Below are 26448 nucleotides of genomic sequence, written 5' to 3' on the forward strand. Positions count from 1 at the left end.
ATTGCCAGAAGTAGGGTCCTGTTGGCCAGTTTTTTATCAATTTAGAGGCCTAAATGGCACAGTTTTTTAAAGCAACACCCAATAAAAAGAAGCAATTGTCGATCAAGCTTGCACTCGAGGTGAGTCAATTAGACCATCTCGGTGCTGGGATTGCTCATCATCAAGGTAAGATTGTTTTTATCCCTGAGGCCTTGCCGGGTGAGAGTGTGACGGTGCAATTAACAGAGCAAAAAAAGAATTTTTCTCGAGCTAAGCTGATTAAAATTAATCAAGTATCGACTCAACGTGTTGCGCCACGTTGTGAGCATTATCAGCATTGTGGTGGCTGTGATTTACAACATTTAGCGATGAGCGAGCAAAGAGCGCATAAAGAACATGCTTTAGTGGATTTGTTAACGCGATTTACTGGTTCTCGTGTGTGTCATCCGCAAATGAAGGGAATGACGCATAAAGAGCCAAAGCTTAATAAAGGAGCGAAAGCATCGATGAGTAAAGTGGACCTGTCTGCTTTACCTGAGGGCTTGTTAGCGGCATCGTTACTCGATGAAGATTGGCATTACCGACGTCGTGCACGCTTAGCGACGGGGTATGATTCCAAAACGAAACACGTCAGCTTAGGATTTAGGGCCAATAGCAGTAGTCAAGTGGTTGAAATTCAATCGTGCTTAGTGTTGGCTAAAGCCTTATCGATTTTAATTCCTTTATTTGCTAAGTTATTTAACCAGCTAAATGCCAAAAAATCACTCGGTCACCTTGAGTTGACTGAAGCAGATAATGGTGTTTTTGCGGTTATTCGGATCACTACCGTGTTATCTGATAAAGATAAGCTGAAGCTCATCACCTTTGGCGAAGCACAAAACATTAGTCTCTTATTGCTTGATAATGAAGGAATATGTGAATCATTAACAGGACGCTCTGCGCCTTTTTATGCTTTAAATGAGGATAAACTGCACTTTTCTGCTGGTAATTTTATACAAGTGAATCGAACGGTTAATCAGGCTATGGTTTCTCAGGCGATTGATTGGCTTGCACCAAAGACTGGTGAGCGTGTATTGGATTTGTTTTGTGGTGTCGGTAATTTTAGCCTGCCATTGGCTCGGTCTGGGGCTGAAGTGATAGGGGTGGAAGGCGTGCCTGAAATGGTTAAACAAGCCCAGATAAATGCACAACACAATGGCTTAGAAAATGTGTCTTTTTATCATGCCGATTTAAGCAGTGATTTATCCAAAGAGCCTTGGCTGGGCAAAGTGGATAAAATATTGTTAGATCCTGCTAGAGCAGGTGCTTATGAAAGTCTTAAGTGGCTAAAAAAATTGCAACCCCGTGCACTGGTTTATGTGTCTTGTAACCCCGCAAGTTTAGCAAGAGACAGTGAACTGATTTTACAGCAAGGTTACCAATTAAAAAAAATGGGTATGGTTGATATGTTTCCACAAACACATCACCTTGAGTCTATGGCTCTATTTGAATTGAAATGCTGATAATACATAGAATGTTCAGCTCCCATTTATTGACAATGTAGAGTGAATTTTGAAGATAAACGGCCTCTAGGAAATACCCCTAGGCAATAATGTTATTTTTTGAGCACAATAAAGGGATCTCATCGATGGTATCTGTTCGTGAAGCACATTTTAGCGATCCGCATTTTCAACTTGAAGAGTGGGTGAATCGTTATATCAGTGATAGCGATGAAGCGCAAATGTTACTCACTTTGCTCATCAACGTTGAGCAGTTACTGGCAAAGAAAAGTCAACAGGCTGGTGATGTTCTCAAGCGTAGCCGCGAAATGATTGAAATTCTAGCCCCGCTTAATATGGATATTGAGACGTTACAGGCGGCCATTATATTTGTGGCATTTGATGCAGGTTTAGTTGAAAAGTCCGATCTTGAAGATGAGTTTGGGGTGTCTCTTGCCAATCTGGTGAGCAGCGTTGAAATAATGAATGCTATTGGTGCATTAAAAATAACAGAGCAATCACGCGGTAATGCGCCTCAAATTGATAATATTCGGCGTATGTTGCTGGCCATGGTGGAAGATGTCCGAGCCGTGGTGATCAAATTGGCCGAACGAATTTGCTTACTGCGGGAAATCAAAACGGCGGATGAAGAGACTCGAGTGTTAATTGCGCGAGAAATTGCCGATATTTATGCGCCACTGGCAAATAGGCTAGGAATTGGGCAACTCAAGTGGGAATTAGAAGATATCTCATTTCGTTATTTGCATCCACAGATCTATAAAGATATCGCTAAACAACTCGATGGAAAACGCTTAGACAGAGAAACCTTTATTGAGGACTTTGTTAGTCAGTTACAAGTGCGGCTCGATAGCGATCATATTCGCGCGAAAGTGTATGGTCGCCCTAAGCATATCTATAGCATTTGGAAAAAAATGCAAGGCAAGCAACTTAAGTTCGATGAGTTGTTTGATGTACGCGCGGTGCGTATTGTCACCGATAGACTGCAAGATTGTTATGCCGCTTTAGGGGTGGTGCACACCTTATGGCACCATATCCCTAAAGAATTTGATGATTATGTGGCGAATCCAAAACCCAATGGTTATCAATCCATTCATACCATCGTTGTGGGGCCTGAAGGTAAAACGGTTGAAATACAAATTCGAACTGAGCAAATGCATGAAGATGCTGAACTTGGGGTTGCGGCGCATTGGAAATATAAAGAAGGCGCTAATACGAGTAAACAAAGTGGTTATGAGCAAAAAATCAACTGGCTGCGTAAAATTTTGCAATGGCAAGAAGATGTCGCAGAAAGCGGCAATTTAGTGGAAGAAGTCCGTAGCCAAGTTTTCGAAGATAGGGTCTATGTCTTTACCCCAAGTGGTGAAGTGATTGATTTGCCTCAAGGGGCGACGGTGCTGGATTTTGCTTATTATATCCATTCTCAAGTGGGCCATAAATGTATAGGGGCTAAAGTGGATGGCCGTATTGTGCCTTTTACTTATCAAGTTGAAACCGGTCAGCGCATAGACATTATCACCTCAAATCAGCCCAATCCCAAACGAGATTGGTTAAACCCTAATTTGGGGTATATTCGCACTTCTCGTACTCGTTCTAAAATTCAGCATTGGTTTAAGCAGCAAGATAGAGATAAAAATATTAGTGCTGGGCGAGAAATGTTAGAGACAGAATTGGCGCGGATTAATTTAAAAATTAAAGATGCGCAATCAGCCGTAGAGCGTTTCAATATGGTGGGAATGGATGATTTACTCGCTGGTATCGGTGGCGGTGATGTGCGTCTTAATCAAGTGGTTAATCATGTTCAAAGCCAACTAAAGCCTCAAGAGCTGTCTGATGAAGACGTGGTTGAAGAACTCGTTAAAAAGAGTATCAATAAGCCGAGTGCTAAAGGAAAAGGCCAAGTTGAAGTGAATGGCGTCGGTAACTTAATGAGCCATATTGCAGGTTGCTGTCAACCGGTACCTGGAGATGAAATCTTTGGTTTCATCACCAAAGGACGGGGTATTTCGGTTCATCGTTCTGACTGTGAACAGTTAAAAGAATTGATGAAAGAACAGCCTGAGCGTGGCGTCGATGTGGTGTGGGGGGAGAATTATGCGGGCGGCTATAAAATCAGCTTGAAAGTGATTGCTAATGACCGATCTGGGCTACTTCGTGATTTAACTTCAGTATTAGCAGCCGAGAAATCTAATGTATTATCAATGAGCTCATCATCCGATGTGAAAACACAAACCGCCGTTATTGAACTGCAACTGGAGCTTTATAATCTGGATGCATTATCGAGAGTGATTGCAAAATTGAGTCTAGTGGAAGGGGTGAGTGAGGCCCGAAGATTGTGATGTTGAGTGAGGAGACAGAGATGAACAATGAGCACAATATTCAGCCGCTACTCGATATTATGGCGAAGCTAAGGGATCCTGAGACGGGGTGTTCATGGGATCTTGCCCAACAATTTGACACCATCGTGCCGTTTACGATTGAAGAGGCCTATGAAGTTGCCGATACCATCGAGCGAATGGCTTTAGATGAATTGCCCAATGAGCTGGGGGATCTGTTATTTCAAGTGGTATTTTATTGTCAGCTTGGGAAAGAGCAAGGGCTATTCGATTTTGGTGTAGTGGTCAATAAAATTTGTGACAAGCTTATCCATCGCCACCCTCATGTTTTTGGTGATAAAGAGATCCAGAGCAGTGCTGAAATCAAACAGAGTTGGGAGTCTTTAAAAGCCAAAGAACGTGCGCAGAGGCAATTGCATTCTGCTGTAGATGATATTCCATTGACCTTACCCGCCCTGACTCGTTCAGTTAAAATACAAAAGCGGGTGGCCCAAGTGGGATTTGATTGGGATACACTGGCGCCTGTGGTGGCAAAAGTTCACGAAGAGATAGAAGAAGTCCTTGATGAAGTCAATCAGTCCATTATCGAACAAGAAAAAGTGGCAGACGAAATGGGTGACTTGTTATTCGCTGTGGTCAATATGGCCAGACACTTAAAGGTGGATCCTGAACAGGCATTAAGGCAGGCTAATCGTAAGTTTGAAAGACGCTTTAGAGGGGTAGAAGCTAAAGTGGTGGCGTCAGGAAGTCTCATGACGGAGCAAACGTTATCAGAACTTGATGCCTATTGGGACGCGGTTAAACAAGAAGAAAAAGTGTAACAGAGGTATTAAGTTGCATAAAAATCAAAATATCCTGATTTAAAGTGAATTCCCATTTGTCGAGTCGGGCTAACTTTGCTATAATATCGTCCCGTCCTAGTGCTTTTTTACAAGCACATATTTCCAACTTTAACTCTCAGGTTCAGCATGACTACAAGGTATATCTTCGTTACTGGTGGCGTGGTTTCATCGCTAGGTAAAGGCATTGCAGCGGCATCGTTAGCGGCAATTTTAGAGGCCCGAGGCCTAAATGTAACCATTATGAAGCTGGATCCTTACATTAATGTCGATCCAGGCACCATGAGTCCGACTCAGCACGGTGAAGTTTTTGTCACAGAGGATGGTGCTGAAACTGATTTAGATTTAGGTCATTACGAGCGTTTTATTCGCACAAAAATGAATCGTCGTAATAACTTCACCACGGGTCGTATTTATGAGGAAGTGTTACGTAAAGAGCGTCGCGGTGATTATTTAGGCGCAACCATTCAGGTTATTCCGCACATTACCAATGCGATTAAAGAAAAAGTACTGGCAGGTGGTGAAGGTCATGATGTGGCCATTGTTGAGATTGGTGGTACGGTTGGTGACATTGAGTCCTTGCCTTTCTTAGAGTCTATTCGTCAATTAGGTGTTGAATTAGGCCGTGAGCGTACTTTGTTTATGCATTTAACCTTAGTGCCTTTCTTGGGTGCTGCAGGTGAAGTTAAAACCAAACCGACCCAACATTCAGTGAAAGAGCTTCGCTCTATTGGTATTGCACCCGATGTATTGGTTTGCCGCGGTGATAGAGCCGTGCCAGCGAATGAAAAAGCTAAAATATCATTGTTCTGTAATGTAGAAGAGCGTGCGGTTATTTCGTTAAAAGATGTCGACAGTATTTATAAAATCCCAGCATTATTACGTTCTCAAGGTTTAGATGAACTGGTGATTAAGCGCTTCCATCTTGAATGTGGTGAGGCTGATCTGCATGAATGGGAAAATGTGATTTATCAAGAAGCTAATCCAAATGGGGAAGTGACCATTGGTATGGTGGGTAAATATATTGAATTACCTGATGCGTATAAGTCAGTGAATGAAGCCTTAAAACATGCGGGTCTTAAAAAGCGCGTATCAGTGAATATTAAGTATATTGATTCACAAACCGTTGAAGCGATAGGTGATGAAATTTTTGAAGGCTTAGACGGTATTCTTGTGCCAGGTGGATTTGGCGAACGTGGTGTTGAAGGTAAAATTCAAGCGGCAAAATATGCCCGTGAAAATAATTTACCTTATTTTGGGATCTGTTTAGGGTTACAGGTGGCGTTAATTGACTTTGCCCGTAATGTGGCAGGTTTAGACGGAGCCCACTCAACAGAGTTTGACCCAGACACACCGCATCCCGTTGTGGGCCTTATCACCGAGTGGATCAATGAAGAAGGCGATGTTGAGTTACGTGATGCGGCTTCCGATCTCGGTGGCACCATGCGATTAGGCGCACAATTATGTCATCTTGTTGAAGGCTCTAAAGCGGCAAATGCTTATGGCGGATTAACCTGTGTTGAACGTCATCGTCACCGTTATGAAGTGAATAATCATTACCGTGAATGTTTAGAAAAAGCGGGCATTATTTTTAGTGGCTTGTCATCAGATCGTCAATTAATTGAAATGATTGAGTTACCTAACCATCCTTGGTTTGTAGCGGGTCAGTTTCATCCTGAATTTACCTCGACTCCCCGTGATGGTCAGCCATTATTTGAAGGCTTTATTGCCGCGGCAGATGCACATCAAAAACGCGACTTAGCGTAAATCACTCATTAAGAAGGCCAGATCCCATTAAAAGGAGCTGGCCTTTATTTTTATGTTGCAAACAATTTTATTTTAAAACTTAAATCGAGGATGTTATGGCTAAGATTATTAATGTGGTTGGTCGCGAGATCATGGACTCTCGTGGTAATCCGACTGTAGAAGCTGAAGTGCATTTAGACGGTGGATTCATAGGAATGGCGGCTGCGCCTTCTGGTGCATCGACTGGGAGTCGTGAAGCACTTGAGCTACGTGATGGTGATAAAGACCGTTACATGGGCAAGGGCGTGCTAACGGCAGTGGCTAATATCAATGGTCCTATTCGTGAAGCATTAATCGGTCAAGATGCGAATTTACAAGCAGAGCTTGATCAAAATATGATTGCGCTGGACGGTACTGCTAATAAAGATAAGCTGGGTGCGAATGCGATTCTGGCGGTTTCTTTAGCTGCGGCGAAAGCGGCTGCAGCATCAAAAGGGATGCCTTTATACGCACATATTGCTGAATTAAACGGTACGCCTGGTGTGTATTCAATGCCTGTTCCTATGATGAATATCATCAATGGTGGTGAGCATGCTGATAATAATGTCGATATTCAAGAGTTTATGGTTCAGCCTGTTGGTGCTAAAAACTTCCGTGAAGCATTACGTATGGGCGCGGAAATCTTCCATAGTCTAAAGAAAGTGCTGCAAGATAAAGGGTTAAGCACCGCTGTGGGAGATGAAGGTGGATTTGCACCGAACCTTGCCTCTAATGCTGATGCTTTAGCGATTATTAAAGTGGCGGTTGAAAAGGCAGGCTACGTATTAGGAACGGATGTCACATTGGCTTTAGATTGCGCCGCTTCAGAGTTTTACAAAGAAGGCCAGTATAATCTTGCGGGTGAAGGTAAAGTCTTTAGCGCTAATGGTTTTTCTGATTACTTGAAATCATTGACTGAGCAATATCCTATCGCTTCAATTGAAGATGGTCTTGATGAGTCTGATTGGGATGGTTGGGCTTACCAAACTCAAATTTTAGGTGATAAGATCCAATTGGTGGGTGATGACTTATTTGTGACTAATACTGAAATTTTAAAACGGGGTATCGACAATAATATCGCGAACTCTATTTTAATTAAGTTCAATCAAATTGGTTCATTAACAGAAACTCTTGCGGCTATTCGTATGGCGAAAGAGGCGGGTTATACTGTGGTTATTTCACACCGTAGTGGTGAAACTGAAGATGCCACAATTGCAGATTTAGCTGTGGCAACGGCTGCTGGCCAAATTAAAACCGGTTCTTTATGCCGTTCAGATCGTGTTGCTAAATATAATCAGTTATTGCGTATTGAAGAGCAATTGGGTGAAAATGCCCCTTACAATGGGTTAAGTGAAATTAAAGGCCAAGGTTAATTTCATAAAACTTTTAAAAGGCCGCCACTAGGTGGCCTTTTTTGTTGTATTATCTCACTATTCTTAGGCTGAGTTCTGTTTAAATCATCATGAAACGCTTATGCTTTGTTTTAACACTATTATTGCTTATTCTCCAATACCGACTTTGGTTTGGTGGAAACAGTTTGTCTGAATCTTATCAATTGCAAGATCAGATCCAAGCACAGCAGGACAGTAACGCCAAATTGATCGCGCGTAATCAAATATTAAGGGAAGAGATTAATGATTTACGCAGTGGTACAGAAGCGATTGAAGAGCGAGCACGTAATGAATTGGGTATGGTCAAAAAAGGAGAGACTTTTTATCGCGTGGTTGAAAGTGAATAGTGTTTTTTTTCAAAATGAAGTAGAAGGTGGACATGGGTATTCAAAGTGAGGCTGTCATCGCTGTTGTTCCGGCTGCTGGGATTGGCCGTCGTATGGGGGCTCAAATACCGAAGCAATATTTAATGTTAAATGAGCAAAGTATCTTGGCGCATACGCTAGACTGTTTATTATCTCACCCTCAGATCTGTCAAGTTGTCGTGGCGTTACATCCAGACGATAACTATTTTCATACCTTGCCTCAGTCTCAACATCCTCAATTATGCCAAGTAGTCGGTGGGGGCGAACGAGCCGATTCGGTATTAGCCGCTTTACATGAGGTGGATGAAGGCGCTTGGGTATTAGTACATGATGCTGCGAGACCTTGTTTGAGCCATGATGATATTGATAAATTATTGCTTGCAAGGCAGCAATTCCCGCAAGGGGTGATTTTAGGCTCACCAGTGAGAGATACGATGAAGCGGAGTACTGGGAGGCAGCAGATCTGTGAAACTGTTTCTCGTGATCATTTGTGGCACGCATTAACACCTCAGTGTTTCAGGGCGGGGAGTTTAAAGCGTAATATCACCTTAGCTTTATCTCAGAAAATTGCCATTACCGATGACGCTTCTGCAATGGAATGGGCTGGGACTTCACCTGGGATCATTGAGGGACGAGCGGATAATATTAAAGTCACTCATCCTAATGATTTAGCTTTGGCATCATTGTTTTTAGATAACTTATTGAAATAAGTTATTCGGATAACGTTTTTAGATAGCGTATTAGGATAGTATCGCGTCACTAATCGACACTGCATGTAACCTTGGTGGATAGAAAGTGAATATAAAAATTGGACATGGATTTGATGTGCATAAATTTGGCGGTGATACCCCTTTAATACTGGGTGGCGTTAATGTGCCTTATGAGACAGGCTTAATAGCCCATTCTGATGGTGATGTTGTGTTGCATGCTATTACTGATGCCATTTTAGGCGCGATGGCCATGGGAGATATCGGTAAACATTTTCCGGATACCGATGCCGAATTTAAAGGTGCGGATAGTCGTATGCTGCTTAAGCATTGTTATGCACTTGCCGTAGAAAAAGGTTACTTCTTAGGTAATCTTGATGTCACTATTATCGCTCAAGCCCCCAAAATGTTGCCTTATATCGATGCGATGAGACATGTGTTGGCAACAGATTTGGACACTGAGTTGTCTAATATTAATGTAAAGGCAACAACAACGGAAAAATTGGGCTTTACGGGACGAAAAGAAGGTATTGCGGTTGAAGCTGTGGTATTGATGAGTACAAACAAGAGATAAAATTAACTTCATGAGTGAATTACATTATTTATATGGTAAACCGGTATCTCGAGCTGATTTGAGAACCCAAAATAGCGACTTTATGGTACAGGAGATTTTACCTTTTGTGCCAACAGGTGAAGGCGAACATCATTTATTGCATATTCGTAAAAATGGATTAAATACCGCAGATGTGGCAAAGATTCTGTCTGGTTTTGCCCATGTTCATCCAAAAGAGGTGACTTACGCAGGCCAAAAAGATAAGCATGCGATTACTGAACAATGGTTTGGGGTGCGTATTCCTGGTAAAGAAACACCCGACTGGGCGAGTCTTGATAATGACCAATTAACAATATTGTCATCGAGTCGTCACGGTAAAAAGTTAAGAGTAGGTGCACTGGCCGGTAATCGTTTTACGTTGACGCTGCGCAATATTACCGATATGGATGATGTGTTATCGCGTTTGACTCAAATTAAAGAAACGGGTGTGCCGAACTATTTTGGTGAGCAACGTTTTGGTCACGACGGTAAAAACCTCATATTTGGTAGACAAATGTTTGCTGGCCGTAAGGTGAAAGATCGTAATAAGCGTGGCATGTACCTTTCGGCGGTGCGCTCATATTTATTTAATTTAGTCGTATCGGCTCGCTTGGCTGAGTATGGCTTAACCCCGTTAAAAGGGGATAGTGTGATGCTTGCAGGCAGTAAAAGTTATTTTGTTGCAGAAGAATGGGATTTGAGTCTACAAAATCGCTTGGCAGAGAAAGACATTCAATTGTCTGCGCCTTTGTGGGGCCGAGGGCTGCCTCTTGCTCAAACGGATGCGGCGGCTTTTGAGGCGAGTGTGCTATCGAGCCTAGAAGATGACCGTGACGGTTTAGAACATGCTGGATTGAATCAAGAAAGGCGAATGATGCTGCTTGAGCCTCAACATATCAGTCATGAAATTAACGATGATGTGTTGGTGTTAAAATTTGCCCTTCCAGCAGGGTGCTTTGCGACGTCTGTATTAAGAGAACTCTTTCTTTATGAAGATGTAATGGAAAAGCAGCGACGCGAACGTTATGCTGAGCAGCCTATTTCAGGGCAGTCATGATATGAAAATTCTTGTGAGTAATGATGATGGTGTACATGCTGAAGGGATTGAAGCATTAACGGCTTCTTTGTCACGTTTAGCACAAGTTATGACTGTCGGGCCCGATCGAAACTGCTCTGGTGCGAGTAATTCGCTGACACTCATCAACCCGCTACGGATCCAAACATTGGATAATGGCTTTATCTCTGTCAATGGAACACCGACAGACTGTGTGCATTTAGCCATTAGAGAGCTCTATACTAATGAACCTGATATGGTGGTTGCAGGTATTAATGCGGGTGAAAACATGGGGGATGATACTCTCTATTCGGGTACGGTTGCTGCTGCAATGGAGGGGCGGTTTTTAGGATTACCGGCTATTGCCATTTCACTTGTTGGGTCTGAATTAAAACATTATGACACGGCCGCAGAGTTTGCTTATCGTATAGTCAAAGCATTGAGAGAGCGGCCCATAGCGCAAGATCAAATTTTAAATATTAATGTGCCCGACCTTCCTATTGAGTTTATTAAAGGAATGAAGGTCACTCGATTAGGTGCAAGGCATCGAGCTGAAGGCATGGTAAAAACAACAGATCCTGCCGGTCGAGATATTTATTGGTTGGGGCCTCAAGGAGAAGAGTTAGATGCGACAGAAGGGACAGATTTTGATGCTATTGAGCAGGGTTATGTCTCTATTACCCCTCTCACTGTCGATCTGACTGCATTTTCACAATTATCAAAATTGGAACAATGGATAACACAAGTATGAAGAGGGTGGCGCCTACATTAGCAAAAAATCTTGCAAAAGCGTTATTGGAAGCAGGGATAAAAGATGAGAGGGTATTATCGGCGGTGGCAAATACCCCTCGAGAGCGCTTTCTTGATCCAGCATTAGGACATAAAGCCTATGAAAATACGGCACTCCCGATAGGGCAAGGTCAGACGATTTCTCAACCTTATATCGTCGCAAGAATGACGGAACTGTTGTTAAGCCATGGACCTGAAAAAGTATTAGAGATAGGGACGGGATCGGGGTATCAGGCTGCGATTTTAGCTCAGTTAGTACCAGAGCTTTGCACTGTTGAGCGTATTAAAAGTTTGCAAATACAAGCAAGGCAGAGATTAAAACGATTAGACTTACATAATGTGGCTTTTAAATATGGCGACGGTTGGCTCGGCTGGGGAAATAGAGGCCCTTTCGATGCGATTATGGTAACAGCTGCAGCCAGTAGTGTACCAGAGGCATTGTTAAAACAACTTGCCGATGGCGGGGTGTTGGTTCTTCCTGTCGGTGAGCAATCGCAGCAATTATTAAAGGTTGTTCGCTTAGGTGATAAATTTACTTCTGAAGTTATTGAAATTGTTAGGTTTGTACCGTTGGTGCATGGTGATCTAGCCTAAGTAAATGTAGTGTATAAAGTACATGGATGTACTGTGAGGTTACCATTGAAATATAGAAGTAGATGAAAGTGAGAGGTTTATATCATTAATTGTTTTACGTATAAAAATAATAAAATATAGCATTTCTATTACATTAGCATTTTTTTAGTCGCCTTCTGTCAATGTATTTTCAGTTTTTCAGTGTCATTTGGTGTTATCACTATATTTTCAGCTTAGGTTCAATGTTTGCTGTTAAGATTAACGATGTCACTTCTGGTTTTTATATTGGTTTAAAATATTATAAATACAGCAAATTAGATGTTTCACTATAATAATTTTAAAAGTTAATATTTGTTTTAGTTCAGTAGGGAGTCGTTTTGATTAATATACTGAGGGCACATGGTAAGATTAGTCTTCTTTTCAGCCTTCTTGTTTCATTAACCGCTTGCAGTTTTCAAGCACAGCATCCCGCCCCCGTTGTTAATATTTCATCTCATTACCAGCCTACTTATGTAAAAGGTTCTATTAAAACGCAATATTATCGAGTGAAGAGGGGGGATACGCTCTACTCCATCGCTTGGGGAGCTAATCGAGATGTTACCTACATTGCTAAGAATAATTTACTGACTAAACCCTATACCATTTATCCTGGACAGATATTGAAATTGACTATTTCGGTTAAAAATCAAAGTGGTCGTACCAGTATCTCGTCAGTGGTTACTACGCCTGCAAAGCCTGTAAAATCGTATGTTAGTAAAAAGAATCAAGTGGTTACCTATAAACGTGAGGTTAAAAAACAAACAGTCGCGGTGGTTAAAAAATCACTTGATCAACCGAGCAAGTCGGCGTACCCTTTAACAGGTAGTCAACAAACTATCAACGGGGTTATCCACAAACCGACAACGGTTTTACCGAATAAAGTGAGTTTGTGGCAATGGCCCGTAAAAGGGAAGTTGATAGGAACCTTTTCTGCTAATGAGCAAGGTAATAAAGGGATTAAAATTGCTGGGGTTAGAGGTCAGCTAATTAAGGCGGCAGCGGCAGGACGAGTGGTTTATGCTGGTAATGCGCTACGGGGCTATGGCAATTTAGTTATCATTAAACATAGTGATAATTATCTGAGTGCTTATGCTCATACTGAAAAAATATTAGTCAAAGAAAAACAGTTTGTTAAAGCAGGTCAAAACGTTGCCAAGATGGGCAGTACAGGGACGGATAGGGTCATGTTGCATTTTGAGATCCGTTATCTTGGTAAGTCAGTAAACCCGCTTAAATATTTACCTAAATCGTAATGATTTTGGTGCCATTTTGGCAATCGGAGGATAACACATTGAAGTAGTTTAAAATCGTGAAATATGGGAGATCCATTATGGGCCGAACTAGAAACGTAGCACAGACGCAGCCACTTGTTGATTTATCGAAAAATGAATCTGATCTAGCATTAACCAGTAAGGAAGGTGAAAAGAAAGATGTCGATCTTGATCAACAAGTTCAAGATGATATTCAAAAAAACTTAGATGCCACACAACTTTATCTAGGTGAAATAGGTTTTTCTCCCCTACTGAGTGCGGAAGAAGAGGTTTATTTTTCACGTAAATCCCTTAAAGGGTGTGAAAAGTCTCGTAATCGCATGATTGAAAGTAATCTGAGACTTGTCGTCAAAATTGCCCGCCGTTATAACAATAGAGGTTTAGCCTTACTTGATTTAATTGAAGAAGGGAACCTTGGGCTTATTCGTGCTGTTGAAAAGTTTGATCCAGAAAGAGGATTTCGTTTCTCGACTTATGCGACTTGGTGGATCAGACAGACCATCGAACGCGCAATTATGAATCAAACTCGTACTATCCGTTTACCTATCCATGTTGTCAAAGAATTGAATGTTTATCTCAGAACGGCAAGAGAGTTAGCCCATAAGCTTGATCATGAACCGACAGCGGAAGAAATTGCTGAAAAACTGGATCTGTCGAGTGCCGATGTGAGTCGTATGCTGAAATTAAATGAGAGGATCACTTCTGTCGATACACCTTTAGGTGGGGAGAGCGATAAAGCCCTGCTTGATGTGTTAGCCGATGATGATAATGTTGGGCCCGATTATAAGGTCCAAGATGAGGATATGTCTAAATCAGTCGTTAAATGGCTTAACGAACTGAATACCAAACAAAGAGAAGTTCTTGCTCGGCGTTTTGGTCTTTTAGGCTACGAGCCTTCAACATTAGAAAATGTGGGTAAAGAAATTGGATTGACGAGAGAAAGAGTTCGTCAGATCCAGGTTGAAGCGTTAAAACGTTTGAAGGATTTATTAGGTGCTCAAGGTTTGTCTGTTGAGGCTATCTTTAAGGTCTAATTTTTTCTTATTATTGTTAATCAATTAAGCCCACTTGATGTGGGCTTAATTGATCTTACTATTGAGGTTAACCTTACTTGAGGGCTAACACGAAGATGAGTGCTGTAGCTGTTTTAATTGATATAAACATTCTAAGGCTTGTTTGGGACTAAAATCATCTGGATTAATATTGGCCAATGTTTCAAACAGTAACGTTGGTTTAAGCTCTGCTAAAGGGGGGAGTATTTGCTTAGCAGCGGGATAGGGAGCATGATCGCGACTTTCTAATTGGTGTAATTTGTGTTTCGCCGTATGGATCACACTGGCTGGTACGCCAGCAAGTGCCGCTACTTGTAAGCCGTAACTTCGACTCGCAGGCCCTTCTTGTACTGCATGCATGAACACAATGGTGTCTCCATGCTCAACGGCGTCTAAATGTACATTTTCTACAGTTTTAAGTTGCTCTGGTAATTGGGTTAGCTCAAAATAATGGGTTGCGAATAAGCTCATGGCTTGAATGGTTGTTGCTAAATATTCAGCTGCTGACCAAGCAAGAGAGAGCCCATCGTAAGTAGATGTTCCTCGGCCTATTTCATCCATTAATACTAAACTTTGTGGTGTTGCATTGTGTAAGATATTGGCGGTTTCCGTCATTTCAACCATAAAGGTTGAACGCCCTGAAGCGAGATCGTCAGATGCTCCAATACGCGTAAAAATACGATCGATAGGCCCTATTTGTGCCATTTGTGCAGGGACATATGAACCAATATAGGCAAGGAGTGTTATCAGAGCAACTTGACGCATATAGGTGGATTTCCCCCCCATATTGGGGCCCGTCACGATTAACATTTTACGTGCATTATTTAATGTAACAGGATTGGCTATAAAAGGATGATGGCTGACTTGCTCAACAACAGGGTGGCGTCCTGCTTCGATATGAATGCCAGTGCTTTCTACTAGTTCAGGACAAACATAATCAAGTGTTTGTGCTCGCTCTGCAAAGTTGTTTAATACATCCAGTTCTGCGGCGGCTGTAGCGAAAGCCTGAAGTTCATGAATTTTAGGTTGTAATAGGTCAAATAACCCTTCCCATAATTGTTTCTCAATGGCTAAGGCTTTGCCTTGGCTTGAAAGGACTTTTTCTTCATGCTCTTTGAGCTCAGGAATTATATAGCGTTCAGTATTTTTGAGTGTTTGCCTGCGTTGATAACTAAGTGGTACTAGAGCAGATTCACGTCGACTGACTTCAATGTAGTAGCCATGGACGCGATTGTAGCCCACTTTTAGCGTTGAGCTGCCTGTTTGTTCTTTTTCTCTGGCTTCTAATTGTGCTAAGTAGTCTGTTGCCCCTTCACTCAAGTGTCGCCATTCATCTAAGTCGGCATTATAACCCGTTCGGATAACCCCACCATCACGAATGAGCATGGGAGGATTATCAACGATGGCCTTTTCGAGTAAAGCGAGCTCTTGAGGAAATTCGCCAATGGTGCAACTTAAATATTGTAGGTGTGATGCATTGACTTTTGTGAGTGTTTTTTGGATTGCCGGCAGTAACCTTAAGGCTTCTCTTAGATGAGAAAAATCACGGGGTCTGGCATTTCTTAATGCTAAACGTGCTGTAATGCGTTCAATATCACCTAAGGTTTTTAATTGTGAAAACAGCTCGTCAGAGAGTTGATGCTCCATTAATTCAGCGACAGCATTTTGTCGTGATTTTATGGCACTGTGATGACGTAATGGTTGGTGAATCCAGCGTTGTAACATACGACTACCCATGGCTGTCGCGGTATTATCAAGAATTGACGCGAGAGTGTTTTCTTGACCACCTTGCAAGTTTTGAGTGAGTTCTAAATTACGTCTAGTCGCAGCATCGAGTATGATGCTGTCATCTTGATTAAAACGAATAATGGCATTGATATGAGGCATGGCAGTACGCTGAGTGTCTTTTACGTATTGCATCAAGCAGCCTGCAGCTTGTAGTGATAATCTTGCTTCTCCTAAACCAAAACCGTGTAAGTCTTTCGTTTTAAATTGTTCTAGTAATAATCGATGGCAGGTATCAAATTCAAACTCCCATTCTGGGCGTCGGCGGGTGCCTTTGTATTTTTCTATTAGGCTGAGCTCAGTAAAATCTTCACTGTAGAGTATTTCTACAGGACCCGTGCGTTGCAGTTCAGTCTCTAATGCGGCGTGATCGGCTAATTCGGTGATCACAAATCGTCCCGATGCAATATCGAGTGTGGCATAACCGTAGCCTGATTTTCCTTGGTATAATGCAGCGAGTAAATTATCTTGTTTTTCTTGGAGTAAAGCTTCATCAGTTAATGTACCCGGTGTGACAATACGAACGACTTTTCGTTCCACAGGGCCTTTTGATGTAGCAGGATCGCCAATTTGTTCACAAATGGCAACCGAAGTGCCTATTTTTACCAGTTTGGCTAAATATCCTTCAATGGCATGATAAGGGATCCCTGCCATCGGGATGGGATCCCCACCACTTTTACCTCTCGCGGTTAACGATATTCCCAGTTGTTGCGATGCATTTTTAGCATCATCATAAAATAGCTCATAGAAATCACCCATTCGATAGAAAAGTAGCATGTCAGGGTGCTGCGCTTTTAATGTGAGATATTGGCGCATCATTGGCGTGTGTTTTTCTAAATTTTGAAGATTAATTGCAGTCATTTTTAATCACTTATGAATATGCTGGAAGGGTAGAGTTAATGGTTTTATAAGTTAAAACATGATATTAGGAGCTAACCTAAGCGGTTATACCAAATGAAAATGGCAAATGAGAAAAAGTAAATAATCATGTTGTTACTTTGTATTATTGGAGTACACCAAATTGTTATTATTGAAGGCTGGTTGTCCTACCGCTGGAAGATGTCGCTAATATTACCAATATTTTTATGCTTTGCGGGGGATTTATTAAAGGAAATAATCATATCCTATAAATTACAGTCTTTAGTCTCTCTATCAATAGGGGTTTTTAAAATGAAATAGAAAAAATAATGAACAGGACTTGATACTGTATGATTGTACAGTATACTAGATCACATATTGAGGCTCGTAAGGCAAAAATGAGTGCTCATGAATTAATTTAACCCGCATTAGCTAGATGGTAAGGATGATAAGCATGAAGATAGATCCGAATAAAGAAAAAGCACTTAATGCCGTATTAGGACAAATAGAAAAACAATTCGGTAAAGGCTCTATCATGAAGCTGGGAGAAGATCGTTCAATGGATGTTGAAACGATCTCTACAGGTTCACTTTCATTAGATGTCGCCTTGGGCGCTGGCGGTTTGCCTATGGGACGTATTGTTGAGGTTTATGGTCCTGAATCTTCAGGTAAAACGACGTTAACGCTAGAAGTCATTGCTTCTGCGCAAAGATTAGGTAAAACCTGTGCTTTCATTGATGCTGAACATGCACTTGATCCTATTTATGCTAAGAAATTAGGCGTCGATATTGATAACTTATTGTGCTCACAACCGGATACGGGTGAGCAAGCATTGGAAATTTGTGATGCATTGACACGTTCTGGCGCCGTTGATGTGATTGTTGTTGACTCCGTTGCAGCACTCACTCCTAAGGCTGAAATTGAGGGGGAAATTGGTGATTCTCATATGGGGCTTGCCGCTCGTATGATGAGTCAAGCAATGAGAAAGTTAGCAGGTAACTTAAAACAATCCAATACATTACTGATTTTCATTAACCAAATTCGTATGAAAATTGGTGTGATGTTTGGTAATCCTGAAACAACCACTGGTGGTAATGCGCTTAAGTTTTATGCTTCGGTTCGTCTTGATATTCGCCGTACAGGGGCCATTAAAGATAGAGATGAAGTGATCGGGAATGAGACTCGCGTTAAAGTGGTGAAAAATAAGATAGCAGCTCCCTTTAAACAAGCTGAATTTCAAATTTTATATGGCCAAGGCATCAACAGTACAGGCGAATTAGTGGATCTCGGTGTTGTTCATAAACTTATCGAAAAATCAGGTGCTTGGTATAGTTACAAAGGAAGTAAAATTGGTCAGGGCCGCGCCAATGCAGGCAAGTTCTTGATTGAAAATTCCGATATTTCTGCTGAAATTGAAACGAGTTTACGTAATATGTTGTTGCGTAAAGGTGACGCTGTAGATACGGCTAAAGTGGTTGAGCCAACGGGTGATAATGTTGATTTAGAAACGGGTGAAGTCTTCTGAGTCGCAGTGCTAAACAGGTCGCGGTTGCGCTATTAGCACGCCGCGATCATTCTCAATTAGAGATTAAAACTAAATTAGCTCAAAAAGATTTTACCCATTGCGAAATTGAAGCGTGTATTCATTTTTGCCTTGAAAATGGTTATTTAAATGATGAGCGTTATGCGTACCTTGTGATCAAAAGCCATGTGAATAAGGGGCACGGAGTCAACCGTATTCAGCAGGTATTGATACAAAAAGGTATTGATAGATCGATCTGCCAGCAAGTCTTACTCAATACCCATCATGATTGGTTTGAACTTGCTAAGCATAAAGTGTTTAAAAAGTACGGTGAGCATCCAATTGCAGACTTTAAAGATAAAGCAAAACGGATCCGCTATCTACTCGGGCAAGGCTTTAGTTATGAACAAGCTAACTATGCTTTAGATGAAAAGACATCGACTCATGTTGATGATTAGCTTTATGATGATGGATTTTATGTGTGTTTAGGTGTAATAATTGTTTTACTGCCATTCTCTCTAGGTGTCTAAACACCTAAGTATAAATATTAATTATTTGTTTTCATTGAAGTTAGAACTCATATTCTAAAAACAACAGGATTGAGTGCACCTTTTCATTATCTATTTTTCTTTATTACTTCTTACTTTTATATGTATAGCTAAATCAGAATAATATGCGATAATACTCGAATGCCATATAGTATCGACTTAAGGCGTAAGGTGTTCGTCTACAAAGAAAAGCACCAACTGACATTTGAGCAGACAAGTCAACATTTTGAGATTAATATAGCCACTCTTTTTCGTTGGAAAAATAAGATGGAACCTTGCTCAAAACGTAATAAACCCGCAACGAAAGTAGACATGATGGCACTGAAACGTGATATTGATGATCACCCCGATGATTATCAATGGGAACGTGCAATCCGCCTTAATGTCGGTCAATCAACAATACACTATGCGCTAAAACGGCTCAAAATCAGCTATAAAAAAAACACTAACACATCCTAAAGCGTGTGATATTGCCAGAAAAGAATTTATTGAGCGTATCTGTCAATATGAGAACCAAGGCAAATAAATCATCTATTTAGATGAACGTGGCTTTGCTCAAAGTATGCCTCGTGAATATGGATATTCAGAAAAAGGAACCCGATGTTACGGCACTCACAACTGGCAAGCCAGAGGAAGAGTGAATGTGATTGGCGCCATTGTCGGTATGACGTTTCTCACGCTAAGCCTATTTTTTTCCTATATAAACTCAGATGTCTTTTATGCGTGGTTGACTCAAGATTTATTGCCAAAGGTTAAAACGGGTGCCGTCATCGTGATGGATAATGCCACATTCCATAAACGCAGCGATATGCTTGAAGCAATAACAGCGCGTGGCTGTATAGCAGAGTTTCTCCCTCCATATAGTCCCGATCTCAATCCCATTGAGAAGAAGTGGGCACAAGTCAAATCCGTTAGGAGAAAATTACGCTGCTCAATTGATGAGTTATTTACTGAGCACGTGGACTATCGCAATTTATGTTGATCCGGCTATACTTCTTTATATGGGTTTTAGCCTATTTTCAAGCGACTCGTAAGGAGGCTATTAACGTCATGTGCTTGGGTGGCGCATCATTTCAAAAGATACTAGGGTTCATGCAATGATAGGTCTTGAGTGGCCTTATTGGGACTGTTTCTGAAACTGGCATATTAAGGTGGCTTGGGTATATAATGCCCCATAAAATTATACCTTGCGGCCCTTATTATTTGGCCGTTGTGAGCCCTATTCAATTCAGGACGATGTCATGTATCAAACCACTAAAGAGTTAAGAAATGCTTTCCTGGAGTATTTCGGTACTCACGGTCACGAAGTTGTCGATAGCAGTTCGCTTGTTCCAGTAAACGATCCTACCTTACTTTTTACCAATGCCGGTATGAATCAATTTAAAGATGTGTTTTTAGGTGCCGATAAGCGTACTTATACTCGCGCAACGAGTTCGCAACGTTGTGTGCGAGCGGGTGGTAAACATAATGATTTAGATAATGTGGGCTATACGGCGCGCCATCATACGTTTTTTGAAATGCTAGGCAATTTTAGTTTCGGTGACTATTTTAAAGAAGAAGCCATTCGTTTTGCTTGGTCTTTTTTAACGGAGACGTTAAAGCTGCCTACAGAACGTCTTTGTGTGACAATTTATGACACAGATGACGAAGCATTTGAGATCTGGAATAAAAAAATTGGTGTTGCGGAAGAAAACTTGATCCGAATTGGTGATAATAAAGGCGTGGCTTACGCGTCTGATAATTTCTGGCAAATGGGGGATACTGGCCCTTGTGGACCTTGCACTGAAATTTTCTATGATCATGGTGAACATATTTGGGGGGGGCGCCCTGGCACACAGGAAGAGGATGGTGATCGTTTCATTGAGATCTGGAATATTGTTTTTATGCAATATAATCGCCAAGCGAATGGGGATATGCTGCCTTTACCTAAACCTTCAGTGGATACTGGGATGGGGATTGAGCGCATTGCTGCAATCATGCAAGGGGTCCATTCAAATTATGAAATTGATATTTTTAAACAGTTAATTGTCAAGGCGGCAGATGTTATTGGAGTGTCTGATTTAGAGAGTAAATCATTACGTGTTATTGCCGATCATATTCGTTCATGCTCTTTTCTTATTGCTGATGGTGTTATGCCGTCAAATGAAGGCCGTGGTTATGTATTACGTCGAATTATTCGCCGAGCGGTTCGTCATGGAAATAAATTGGGCGCAACAGAGGCCTTCTTTTATAAATTGGTGCCGACTTTAATCGAAGTGATGGGGGATGCTGCTAAAGGTTTAGCTCAGATGCAATCGATTGTTGAAAAATCATTAAAAGCAGAAGAAGAGCAATTTGCACGTACTTTAGAGCGTGGCTTGGGTATTTTAGATGCGGCACTGAATAAGCTAGAAGGTGATGTGCTTGATGGTGACATGGCGTTTAAACTTTATGACACTTATGGTTTTCCTGTTGATTTAACCGCCGATGTTTGCCGTGAACGTGAGATCAGTGTCGATGAGCTTGGGTTTAAAGCGGCTATGGCAGAGCAAAGGCGTCGAGCGCAGGCTGCGGGTCAATTTAGTATCGATTATAACGATACTTTAGTCATTGAGACTAATACTGATTTTTGTGGTTATACCGATTTATCACTCGAGTCTGAAGTCATTGGGCTTTACCAAAACGGTGCAGAAGTTGAAAGCGTGACGGTTGGAGATGAGGCGGTTATTGTACTCAAGGAAACACCATTTTATGCTGAATCGGGTGGGCAGTGCGGCGATAAAGGATTGTTGAGTACACAAGAGAATCATTTTGAGGTGGTAGATACACAGAAATATGGCCAAGCTATTGGTCACATGGGTAAAGTGAAGGCTGGCGAGATAATAAAAGGTCAACAATTGAGTCTGAATGTTGATCGGGACTCACGTCAACGTACAGAACTTAATCACTCCGTAACGCATTTATTACATGCTGCGTTACGACAGATCTTAGGGACTCATGTTTCGCAGAAAGGTTCTTTAGTCGATCCAGATAGATTACGTTTCGATTTTTCACACTTTGAAGCTGTCAATACTGCTCAATTAAACGCTGTAGAGTTATTAGTGAATGAGCAAATTCGCTGTAATCATCCGTTAAACTCAGAAGTGATGAGCATTGATGCCGCAAAAGAGAAAGGGGCTATGGCACTTTTTGGTGAGAAATATGACTCAGAAGTTAGAGTAGTGACAATGGGTGATTTTTCAATTGAATTATGTGGCGGGACGCACGTCGGTCGTACGGGGGATATTGGCTTGTTCAAAATTACCTCTGAAGGTGGAATAGCGGCAGGTGTTCGACGTATTGAAGCGGTTACGGGAGTGGCTGCAATGCAACATATTGCGAAGCAACAAGCTGCGCTTACAGCATCAGCAGAGTTACTTAAGTCGGATCCGCAATCCGTTGTCAGTAAGCTTAAAGTACAGTTAGATCGCAGTAAATCGCTTGAAAAAGAATTGGTGCAATTAAAAGATAAACTTGCTGCGGCAACCAGTGCAGATTTAGTTAGTGAGGCGCAAGAGATTCATGGCATAAAAGTGTTGATTAAGAAGTTAGATAACGTAGATGCTAGTGCCTTGCGGGGGTTACAGGATGAGCTCAAACAAAAATTAAAATCAGGTGTTGTGGTGCTTGCTATAGCAGGTGATGTGAAGGTGAATTTAATCGTCGGTGTGACGAAAGACTTAACGACTAAAGTCAAGGCTGGTGAGCTGGTTGCGTCGATAGCGACTCAAGTGGGTGGTAAAGGTGGAGGGCGTCCGGATATGGCTCAGGCCGGTGGAAGTCAACCTGAAAACCTTGATGCTGCTTTAGCACAAGTTGTACCTTGGATTAAAGAACGGTTAGCTTAGTCTTTTTTAACATTGGCAATGAGTGACATGATATTGTATCAAGTTGTTAATTTGGTGATAAAATACGTCAATATGTGACGTATTTTTTATATGTTGATTTTGGTTGTTGTGTTTAGTGTTGTTATTATTGGATTAATGAGCAAGTTAAGCGTAAAAAGGATTTTATTCGTTCAGATCTATTTTTATTAACGGTGACTTAAACTTATTGAATATTAAAATCAATAAACTTTACAATGAATAGATTAACTTGTTGTTTTTTAAATTTTAAATTATTTTGTATCAAAGTGTTCTAGCTGAGCTCTTTGTTGTATAGCGAACTTTAATTTGCAATTTAGCTAGGAGTGTTTAGGGTTAAGTTATAATTAAATGGCGCTTTTCGAATAGAGTACTATTAATTTGTACTAAGCTAACCTTATAATAAGCACATAATAGCGGAAATAATAATGCCGTACGAAACTGAATTAGGAATTAAAGGAGCAAGATAATGCTGATATTGACTCGTCGTGTTGGTGAAACACTGATGATTGGTGACGAAGTAACAGTTACTGTATTAGGCGTTAAAGGTAATCAAGTACGCATCGGTGTTAATGCACCGAAAGAAGTTTCTGTGCATCGTGAAGAAATTTACCAGCGGATCCAGTCTGAGAAAGCGGGTACGCCATCAGAAGGTGGTAATTTCTGATAGCATTTGGCCTAATTCTTTCATTGTGACCGTTTATAAGAGCCAGCATTTATGCTGGTTTTTTTATGGGTGATTGTCTTTAAGGTATGATGTTAAAGATATAGATAATATTTGCAAGATTATATCCAAAATGAACTGAATTCTGCACCTTCTGTTAGCTTGGTTATAATACTACTCAATATATGATCTTTCAGCGTGAGCTCAACATGTCTTAGGTAAGGTTGTTAAGGGCTCCATGTGCGAACAGACATTCTCACCCTCTGATGTTTAGGTCTTTGTTGTTTCAGGCAACAAATAATACATTTTTTTATCCATATAGGTTAAATAACAAATGTCATACTCACATGGATGTGAGTGAACGACCAAGATGGTCAGCAGAGGCTTGGCCCTGTCGCTATTCTCGGCTTTGCTTCAAACGTCGCTCTACATTCCCCATATATGGTTCCATCCGGTTTGCAAGACATTTGATCTCATTTTGAGAAGAGTTCATTGCACCCATATATTCGGACTGTTATTGAGATTACTCTCTCGCCCTGATGGATATTTGCATCTATTTTCCTTTTCATCCCTACGGCTACTTTAGAGCCTATGGCGAACACAGGTTTTATGCAGAGCAGTCTGACTGTCTCATCATCAAATCAATTGCCTAAGCCACTAAACCGCCTATCGTATTGAGCATGAAACCATGCACACTTCGGTGTCTCGTGTGCTCTATTTGTGAGATGTTTTTTAACTGATCGTTGATTGTTTCTATGATAAATCGTCTTGATAGCATCGCTCTATCCCATAGTGATAATGCTTTGGCTTTCATATTTTTACGAACGTTATTCATGACCGTCACACCCTGTTCGAGTAGATTACTGGCCAATGCTTTACTGGTATAACCTTTATCTGCATAGAGTTTATCCATTGAATTGACGACTCTTTCTTTAACTGGCTTTGTATCATGTACATTCGCAGGCGTGATTTTTTCGGCAACTAGCACCTTGATGATTCACTATGAGGTGAAGTTTAAAGCCATAGAACCAACCCATGGTACCTTTTCCTCTTCAGGCTAGGCCTGATAATGTTTTGTGCCTTGGAATACGTAAGTTATGGCACACATTAATACTCGTTGAGTCAACAAATTCTATACCTGTTGGCTCACTTTTTAACGTTGAAAAATAACTGCATAGTGGTACAAGGGAACTGGGCATAACTTCAATGAATCGGGTGTAACTGAGTAAAATTGGAAATTCAGATTTAAAGAAACGGGCCAGATATCCTGTGTAGAAGTTTTTAAAATCACGATGATTAGATGTATGGAAGGCAATGATAATCGTCATGACTTCATTCATTGTCATTCTTCCTGAACGTTGACGCGTCCCATCGGTTAGGCATTGTTGCTCCCACTGAGGAATAAAAACAGTGAAAAAATCATCGATATCACAAAATATATCTACTAACTTATCCATATGTCCTCTACGTGATTGATTAATCTTGGTCGAAAGATCTGATCACAAAGAGGGCTATTAGTTCAATTTCTTATCCCGAGTTCAGGTTAGTTATAACAATAGGGTCGGTTTAGCTGGTTGTAGGGATAGAGGCACTGTAAAGATTGAGGGGGAGACCACTCGCTTTTAAGGTCGAATATGCGCTTGTTTGCTATCTTCACTGCGTTATTACCGATTCATGTTGCCTCGGCTATACAACCATCGCTTTGGCTTGTTTAAGAGCAGACAAGCCGCTGAAAAATAATCTGGTTAGATTACAGTCCCTAATTATGTTTCAGATTGGATTTAAGGCATTGTCTAACCTGTGATGTTTTTATGATGACTGATAATCTAAGTGTTGGTCTTTTTCTTTGATTATGGGCATATATCCAAGCTACTTGAAGGTGCAGGAATTAGTGAAAGTGTGATATTTGGAATATGATCGATTAGGCGAGAAATGGTTCGGTGTTGATGCAGCCGAGGTGGCAAGCTCTTTTGTGTTGCTGATAGTTGTTAGTATTTTTTAAGGTTAGCTGTTTTTTTAGGTTTTAAAGGGCCTAAATTGAACGGGAGCTTATTATTAATAGTGGGGTATTGAGGCATCTATTTGGTATGGAGGTATACGCTTTTTTGAGACTTTAGAATATCAATCATTAGCAATATTGAATAGGTCAGTATTATATAACATCAATATGATTAAAAACAGTTCAAACAGCAAAGGTTTATTAAAAAAGAGTTTGACTTATTTTCGGCAAACAGTAATATGTGCGCCAAGAAACGGAGAGGTGGCCGAGTGGCCGAAGGCGCTCCCCTGCTAAGGGAGTATGGGCGTTAAATCCCATCGAGGGTTCGAATCCCTCCCTCTCCGCCATTTCTTAAAAGTAGACGGCGATGCGGATGTAGCTCAGCTGGATAGAGTACCTGGCTACGAACCAGGCGGTCGGAGGTTCGACTCCTCCCATCCGCACCATAATCTACTGATGTGTTTGAATGTTTTAGTGAGCGGATGTAGCTCAGCTGGATAGAGTACCTGGCTACGAACCAGGCGGTCGGAGGTTCGACTCCTCCCATCCGCACCATTAAATCATTTAGAAGCTTACCTTAAGAATTAATATATGCGGATGTAGCTCAGCTGGATAGAGTACCTGGCTACGAACCAGGCGGTCGGAGGTTCGACTCCTCCCATCCGCACCATTAAATCTTTTAGATGCTTTACTTTAATAGTTAATATATGCGGATGTAGCTCAGCTGGATAGAGTACCTGGCTACGAACCAGGCGGTCGGAGGTTCGACTCCTCCCATCCGCACCATATAAAGATTTACCAAATTTTGCGTGTGTAGCTCAGCTGGATAGAGTACCTGGCTACGAACCAGGCGGTCGGAGGTTCGACTCCTCCCATCCGCACCATATAAAGATTTACCAAATTTTGCGTGTGTAGCTCAGCTG

Annotated in this window: 20 protein-coding genes, 6 tRNA genes and 1 pseudogene; 25 read left to right on the top strand and 2 right to left on the bottom strand. The window is 41.3% G+C overall.

Annotated elements, in window-relative coordinates; all coding sequences use genetic code 11:
* The first annotated feature begins 53 nt into the window (after positions 1-53).
* The 13 genes from rlmD (at position 54) to rpoS (ending at position 14250) form a co-directional block, all read left to right on the top strand.
* Complete coding sequence (rlmD, locus tag L2764_RS05650) at positions 54-1481, top strand: 23S rRNA (uracil(1939)-C(5))-methyltransferase RlmD (protein ID WP_248939262.1); 1428 nt, start codon at positions 54-56, stop codon at positions 1479-1481.
* A gap of 125 nt (positions 1482-1606) precedes the next feature.
* Positions 1607-3814: a GTP diphosphokinase gene (gene relA, locus L2764_RS05655; protein ID WP_248939263.1), complete on the top strand. Its 2208-nt coding sequence runs from the start codon at positions 1607-1609 to the stop codon at positions 3812-3814.
* Between the two features lie 20 nt (positions 3815-3834).
* The gene (mazG, locus tag L2764_RS05660; RefSeq protein ID WP_248939264.1) at positions 3835-4632 is read left to right on the top strand and encodes a nucleoside triphosphate pyrophosphohydrolase; all 798 of its coding nucleotides are present in this window, start codon (positions 3835-3837) and stop codon (positions 4630-4632) included.
* A 147-nt stretch (positions 4633-4779) separates the two neighbouring features.
* The gene (pyrG, locus tag L2764_RS05665) at positions 4780-6417 is read left to right on the top strand and encodes a CTP synthase (RefSeq protein WP_248939265.1); all 1638 of its coding nucleotides are present in this window, start codon (positions 4780-4782) and stop codon (positions 6415-6417) included.
* A 95-nt stretch (positions 6418-6512) separates the two neighbouring features.
* Positions 6513-7808 carry a phosphopyruvate hydratase gene (eno, locus tag L2764_RS05670; protein WP_248939266.1) on the top strand — a complete coding sequence of 432 codons (1296 nt, stop codon included), beginning with the start codon at positions 6513-6515 and terminating at the stop codon, positions 7806-7808.
* 89 nt (positions 7809-7897) lie between these two features.
* Positions 7898-8173 carry a cell division protein FtsB gene (gene ftsB, locus L2764_RS05675; protein WP_248939267.1) on the top strand — a complete coding sequence of 92 codons (276 nt, stop codon included), beginning with the start codon at positions 7898-7900 and terminating at the stop codon, positions 8171-8173.
* Positions 8174-8205: 32 nt separating this feature from the next.
* Positions 8206-8901 (top strand): 2-C-methyl-D-erythritol 4-phosphate cytidylyltransferase, encoded by a 696-nt coding sequence (gene ispD / locus L2764_RS05680; protein WP_248939268.1) that lies wholly within the window; start codon positions 8206-8208, stop codon positions 8899-8901.
* An 85-nt stretch (positions 8902-8986) separates the two neighbouring features.
* Positions 8987-9472: a 2-C-methyl-D-erythritol 2,4-cyclodiphosphate synthase gene (gene ispF, locus L2764_RS05685; RefSeq protein WP_248939269.1), complete on the top strand. Its 486-nt coding sequence runs from the start codon at positions 8987-8989 to the stop codon at positions 9470-9472.
* A 10-nt stretch (positions 9473-9482) separates the two neighbouring features.
* On the top strand, positions 9483-10547 hold the full coding sequence (truD, locus tag L2764_RS05690; protein ID WP_248939270.1) for a tRNA pseudouridine(13) synthase TruD: 1065 nt from the start codon (positions 9483-9485) through the stop codon (positions 10545-10547).
* Between the two features lies 1 nt (position 10548).
* Positions 10549-11295: a 5'/3'-nucleotidase SurE gene (gene surE, locus L2764_RS05695; RefSeq protein ID WP_248939271.1), complete on the top strand. Its 747-nt coding sequence runs from the start codon at positions 10549-10551 to the stop codon at positions 11293-11295.
* Complete coding sequence (locus L2764_RS05700; RefSeq protein ID WP_248939272.1) at positions 11292-11927, top strand: protein-L-isoaspartate(D-aspartate) O-methyltransferase; 636 nt, start codon at positions 11292-11294, stop codon at positions 11925-11927. Before surE ends, L2764_RS05700 begins: the two co-directional genes overlap by 4 nt.
* Positions 11928-12292: 365 nt before the next feature.
* On the top strand, positions 12293-13198 hold the full coding sequence (locus L2764_RS05705) for a peptidoglycan DD-metalloendopeptidase family protein (RefSeq protein ID WP_248939282.1): 906 nt from the start codon (positions 12293-12295) through the stop codon (positions 13196-13198).
* Between the two features lie 77 nt (positions 13199-13275).
* Entirely contained in the window at positions 13276-14250 is a 975-nt protein-coding gene (gene rpoS, locus L2764_RS05710) for an RNA polymerase sigma factor RpoS (RefSeq protein ID WP_248939273.1), read from the top strand.
* A gap of 84 nt (positions 14251-14334) precedes the next feature.
* Here the strand turns inward: rpoS and mutS are convergent, their stop codons facing one another.
* A complete protein-coding gene (gene mutS / locus L2764_RS05715) occupies positions 14335-16914 on the bottom strand; it encodes a DNA mismatch repair protein MutS (RefSeq protein WP_248939274.1) in 2580 nt (859 codons plus the stop codon).
* Positions 16915-17365: 451 nt separating this feature from the next.
* Between mutS and recA the strand changes: the two genes are divergently transcribed.
* From recA to csrA, 6 genes are all read left to right on the top strand, one after another.
* Positions 17366-18436, top strand: coding sequence for a recombinase RecA (gene recA / locus L2764_RS05720; RefSeq protein ID WP_248939275.1), 1071 nt, complete (start codon positions 17366-17368; stop codon positions 18434-18436).
* Positions 18433-18891, top strand: coding sequence for a regulatory protein RecX (locus L2764_RS05725; RefSeq protein ID WP_283106919.1), 459 nt, complete (start codon positions 18433-18435; stop codon positions 18889-18891). The genes recA and L2764_RS05725 overlap by 4 nt, the downstream gene beginning before the upstream one ends.
* Before the next feature lie 231 nt (positions 18892-19122).
* A complete protein-coding gene (locus tag L2764_RS05730) occupies positions 19123-19440 on the top strand; it encodes an IS630 transposase-related protein (protein WP_248939276.1) in 318 nt (105 codons plus the stop codon).
* A gap of 70 nt (positions 19441-19510) precedes the next feature.
* Entirely contained in the window at positions 19511-19963 is a 453-nt protein-coding gene (locus L2764_RS05735; protein WP_312018338.1) for a transposase, read from the top strand.
* 259 nt (positions 19964-20222) lie between these two features.
* Positions 20223-22847 carry an alanine--tRNA ligase gene (alaS, locus tag L2764_RS05740; RefSeq protein ID WP_248939278.1) on the top strand — a complete coding sequence of 875 codons (2625 nt, stop codon included), beginning with the start codon at positions 20223-20225 and terminating at the stop codon, positions 22845-22847.
* Between the two features lie 484 nt (positions 22848-23331).
* A complete protein-coding gene (gene csrA / locus L2764_RS05745) occupies positions 23332-23529 on the top strand; it encodes a carbon storage regulator CsrA (RefSeq protein WP_248939279.1) in 198 nt (65 codons plus the stop codon).
* Between the two features lie 649 nt (positions 23530-24178).
* Here csrA and L2764_RS05750 read toward each other — a convergent pair.
* A pseudogene (locus L2764_RS05750) lies at positions 24179-24983 on the bottom strand (IS982 family transposase); the annotation flags it as partial.
* Positions 24984-25780: 797 nt separating this feature from the next.
* Between L2764_RS05750 and L2764_RS05755 the strand changes: the two are divergent.
* From L2764_RS05755 to L2764_RS05780, 6 genes are all read left to right on the top strand, one after another.
* Positions 25781-25872 (top strand) — tRNA-Ser (locus tag L2764_RS05755).
* Positions 25873-25894: 22 nt separating this feature from the next.
* Positions 25895-25971 (top strand) — tRNA-Arg (locus L2764_RS05760).
* A gap of 32 nt (positions 25972-26003) precedes the next feature.
* Positions 26004-26080: transfer RNA gene (locus L2764_RS05765), tRNA-Arg, on the top strand.
* A 38-nt stretch (positions 26081-26118) separates the two neighbouring features.
* Positions 26119-26195, top strand: a tRNA-Arg gene (locus L2764_RS05770).
* Positions 26196-26234: 39 nt separating this feature from the next.
* Positions 26235-26311 (top strand) — tRNA-Arg (locus tag L2764_RS05775).
* Positions 26312-26332: 21 nt separating this feature from the next.
* Positions 26333-26409 (top strand) — tRNA-Arg (locus tag L2764_RS05780).
* The last annotated feature ends 39 nt before the right edge of the window (positions 26410-26448 follow it).

Origin of the sequence: Shewanella surugensis (genome assembly GCF_023284005.1) — a bacterium.
GTDB classification, from domain to species: Bacteria; Pseudomonadota; Gammaproteobacteria; order Enterobacterales; family Shewanellaceae; genus Shewanella; species Shewanella surugensis.

Bases quoted from the DNA above. Each gene is read 5' to 3' on its own strand.
- rlmD (WP_248939262.1), top strand. From the start codon at position 54: ATGGCACAGTTTTTTAAAGCAACACCCAATAAAAAGAAGCAATTGTCG.
- relA (WP_248939263.1), top strand. From the start codon at position 1,607: ATGGTATCTGTTCGTGAAGCACATTTTAGCGATCCGCATTTTCAACTT.
- mazG (WP_248939264.1), top strand. From the start codon at position 3,835: ATGAACAATGAGCACAATATTCAGCCGCTACTCGATATTATGGCGAAG.
- pyrG (WP_248939265.1), top strand. From the start codon at position 4,780: ATGACTACAAGGTATATCTTCGTTACTGGTGGCGTGGTTTCATCGCTA.
- eno (WP_248939266.1), top strand. From the start codon at position 6,513: ATGGCTAAGATTATTAATGTGGTTGGTCGCGAGATCATGGACTCTCGT.
- ftsB (WP_248939267.1), top strand. From the start codon at position 7,898: ATGAAACGCTTATGCTTTGTTTTAACACTATTATTGCTTATTCTCCAA.
- ispD (WP_248939268.1), top strand. From the start codon at position 8,206: ATGGGTATTCAAAGTGAGGCTGTCATCGCTGTTGTTCCGGCTGCTGGG.
- truD (WP_248939270.1), top strand. From the start codon at position 9,483: ATGAGTGAATTACATTATTTATATGGTAAACCGGTATCTCGAGCTGAT.
- surE (WP_248939271.1), top strand. From the start codon at position 10,549: ATGAAAATTCTTGTGAGTAATGATGATGGTGTACATGCTGAAGGGATT.
- L2764_RS05700 (WP_248939272.1), top strand. From the start codon at position 11,292: ATGAAGAGGGTGGCGCCTACATTAGCAAAAAATCTTGCAAAAGCGTTA.
- rpoS (WP_248939273.1), top strand. From the start codon at position 13,276: ATGGGCCGAACTAGAAACGTAGCACAGACGCAGCCACTTGTTGATTTA.
- mutS (WP_248939274.1), bottom strand. From the start codon at position 16,914: ATGACTGCAATTAATCTTCAAAATTTAGAAAAACACACGCCAATGATG.
- recA (WP_248939275.1), top strand. From the start codon at position 17,366: ATGAAGATAGATCCGAATAAAGAAAAAGCACTTAATGCCGTATTAGGA.
- L2764_RS05730 (WP_248939276.1), top strand. From the start codon at position 19,123: ATGCCATATAGTATCGACTTAAGGCGTAAGGTGTTCGTCTACAAAGAA.
- alaS (WP_248939278.1), top strand. From the start codon at position 20,223: ATGTATCAAACCACTAAAGAGTTAAGAAATGCTTTCCTGGAGTATTTC.
- csrA (WP_248939279.1), top strand. From the start codon at position 23,332: ATGCTGATATTGACTCGTCGTGTTGGTGAAACACTGATGATTGGTGAC.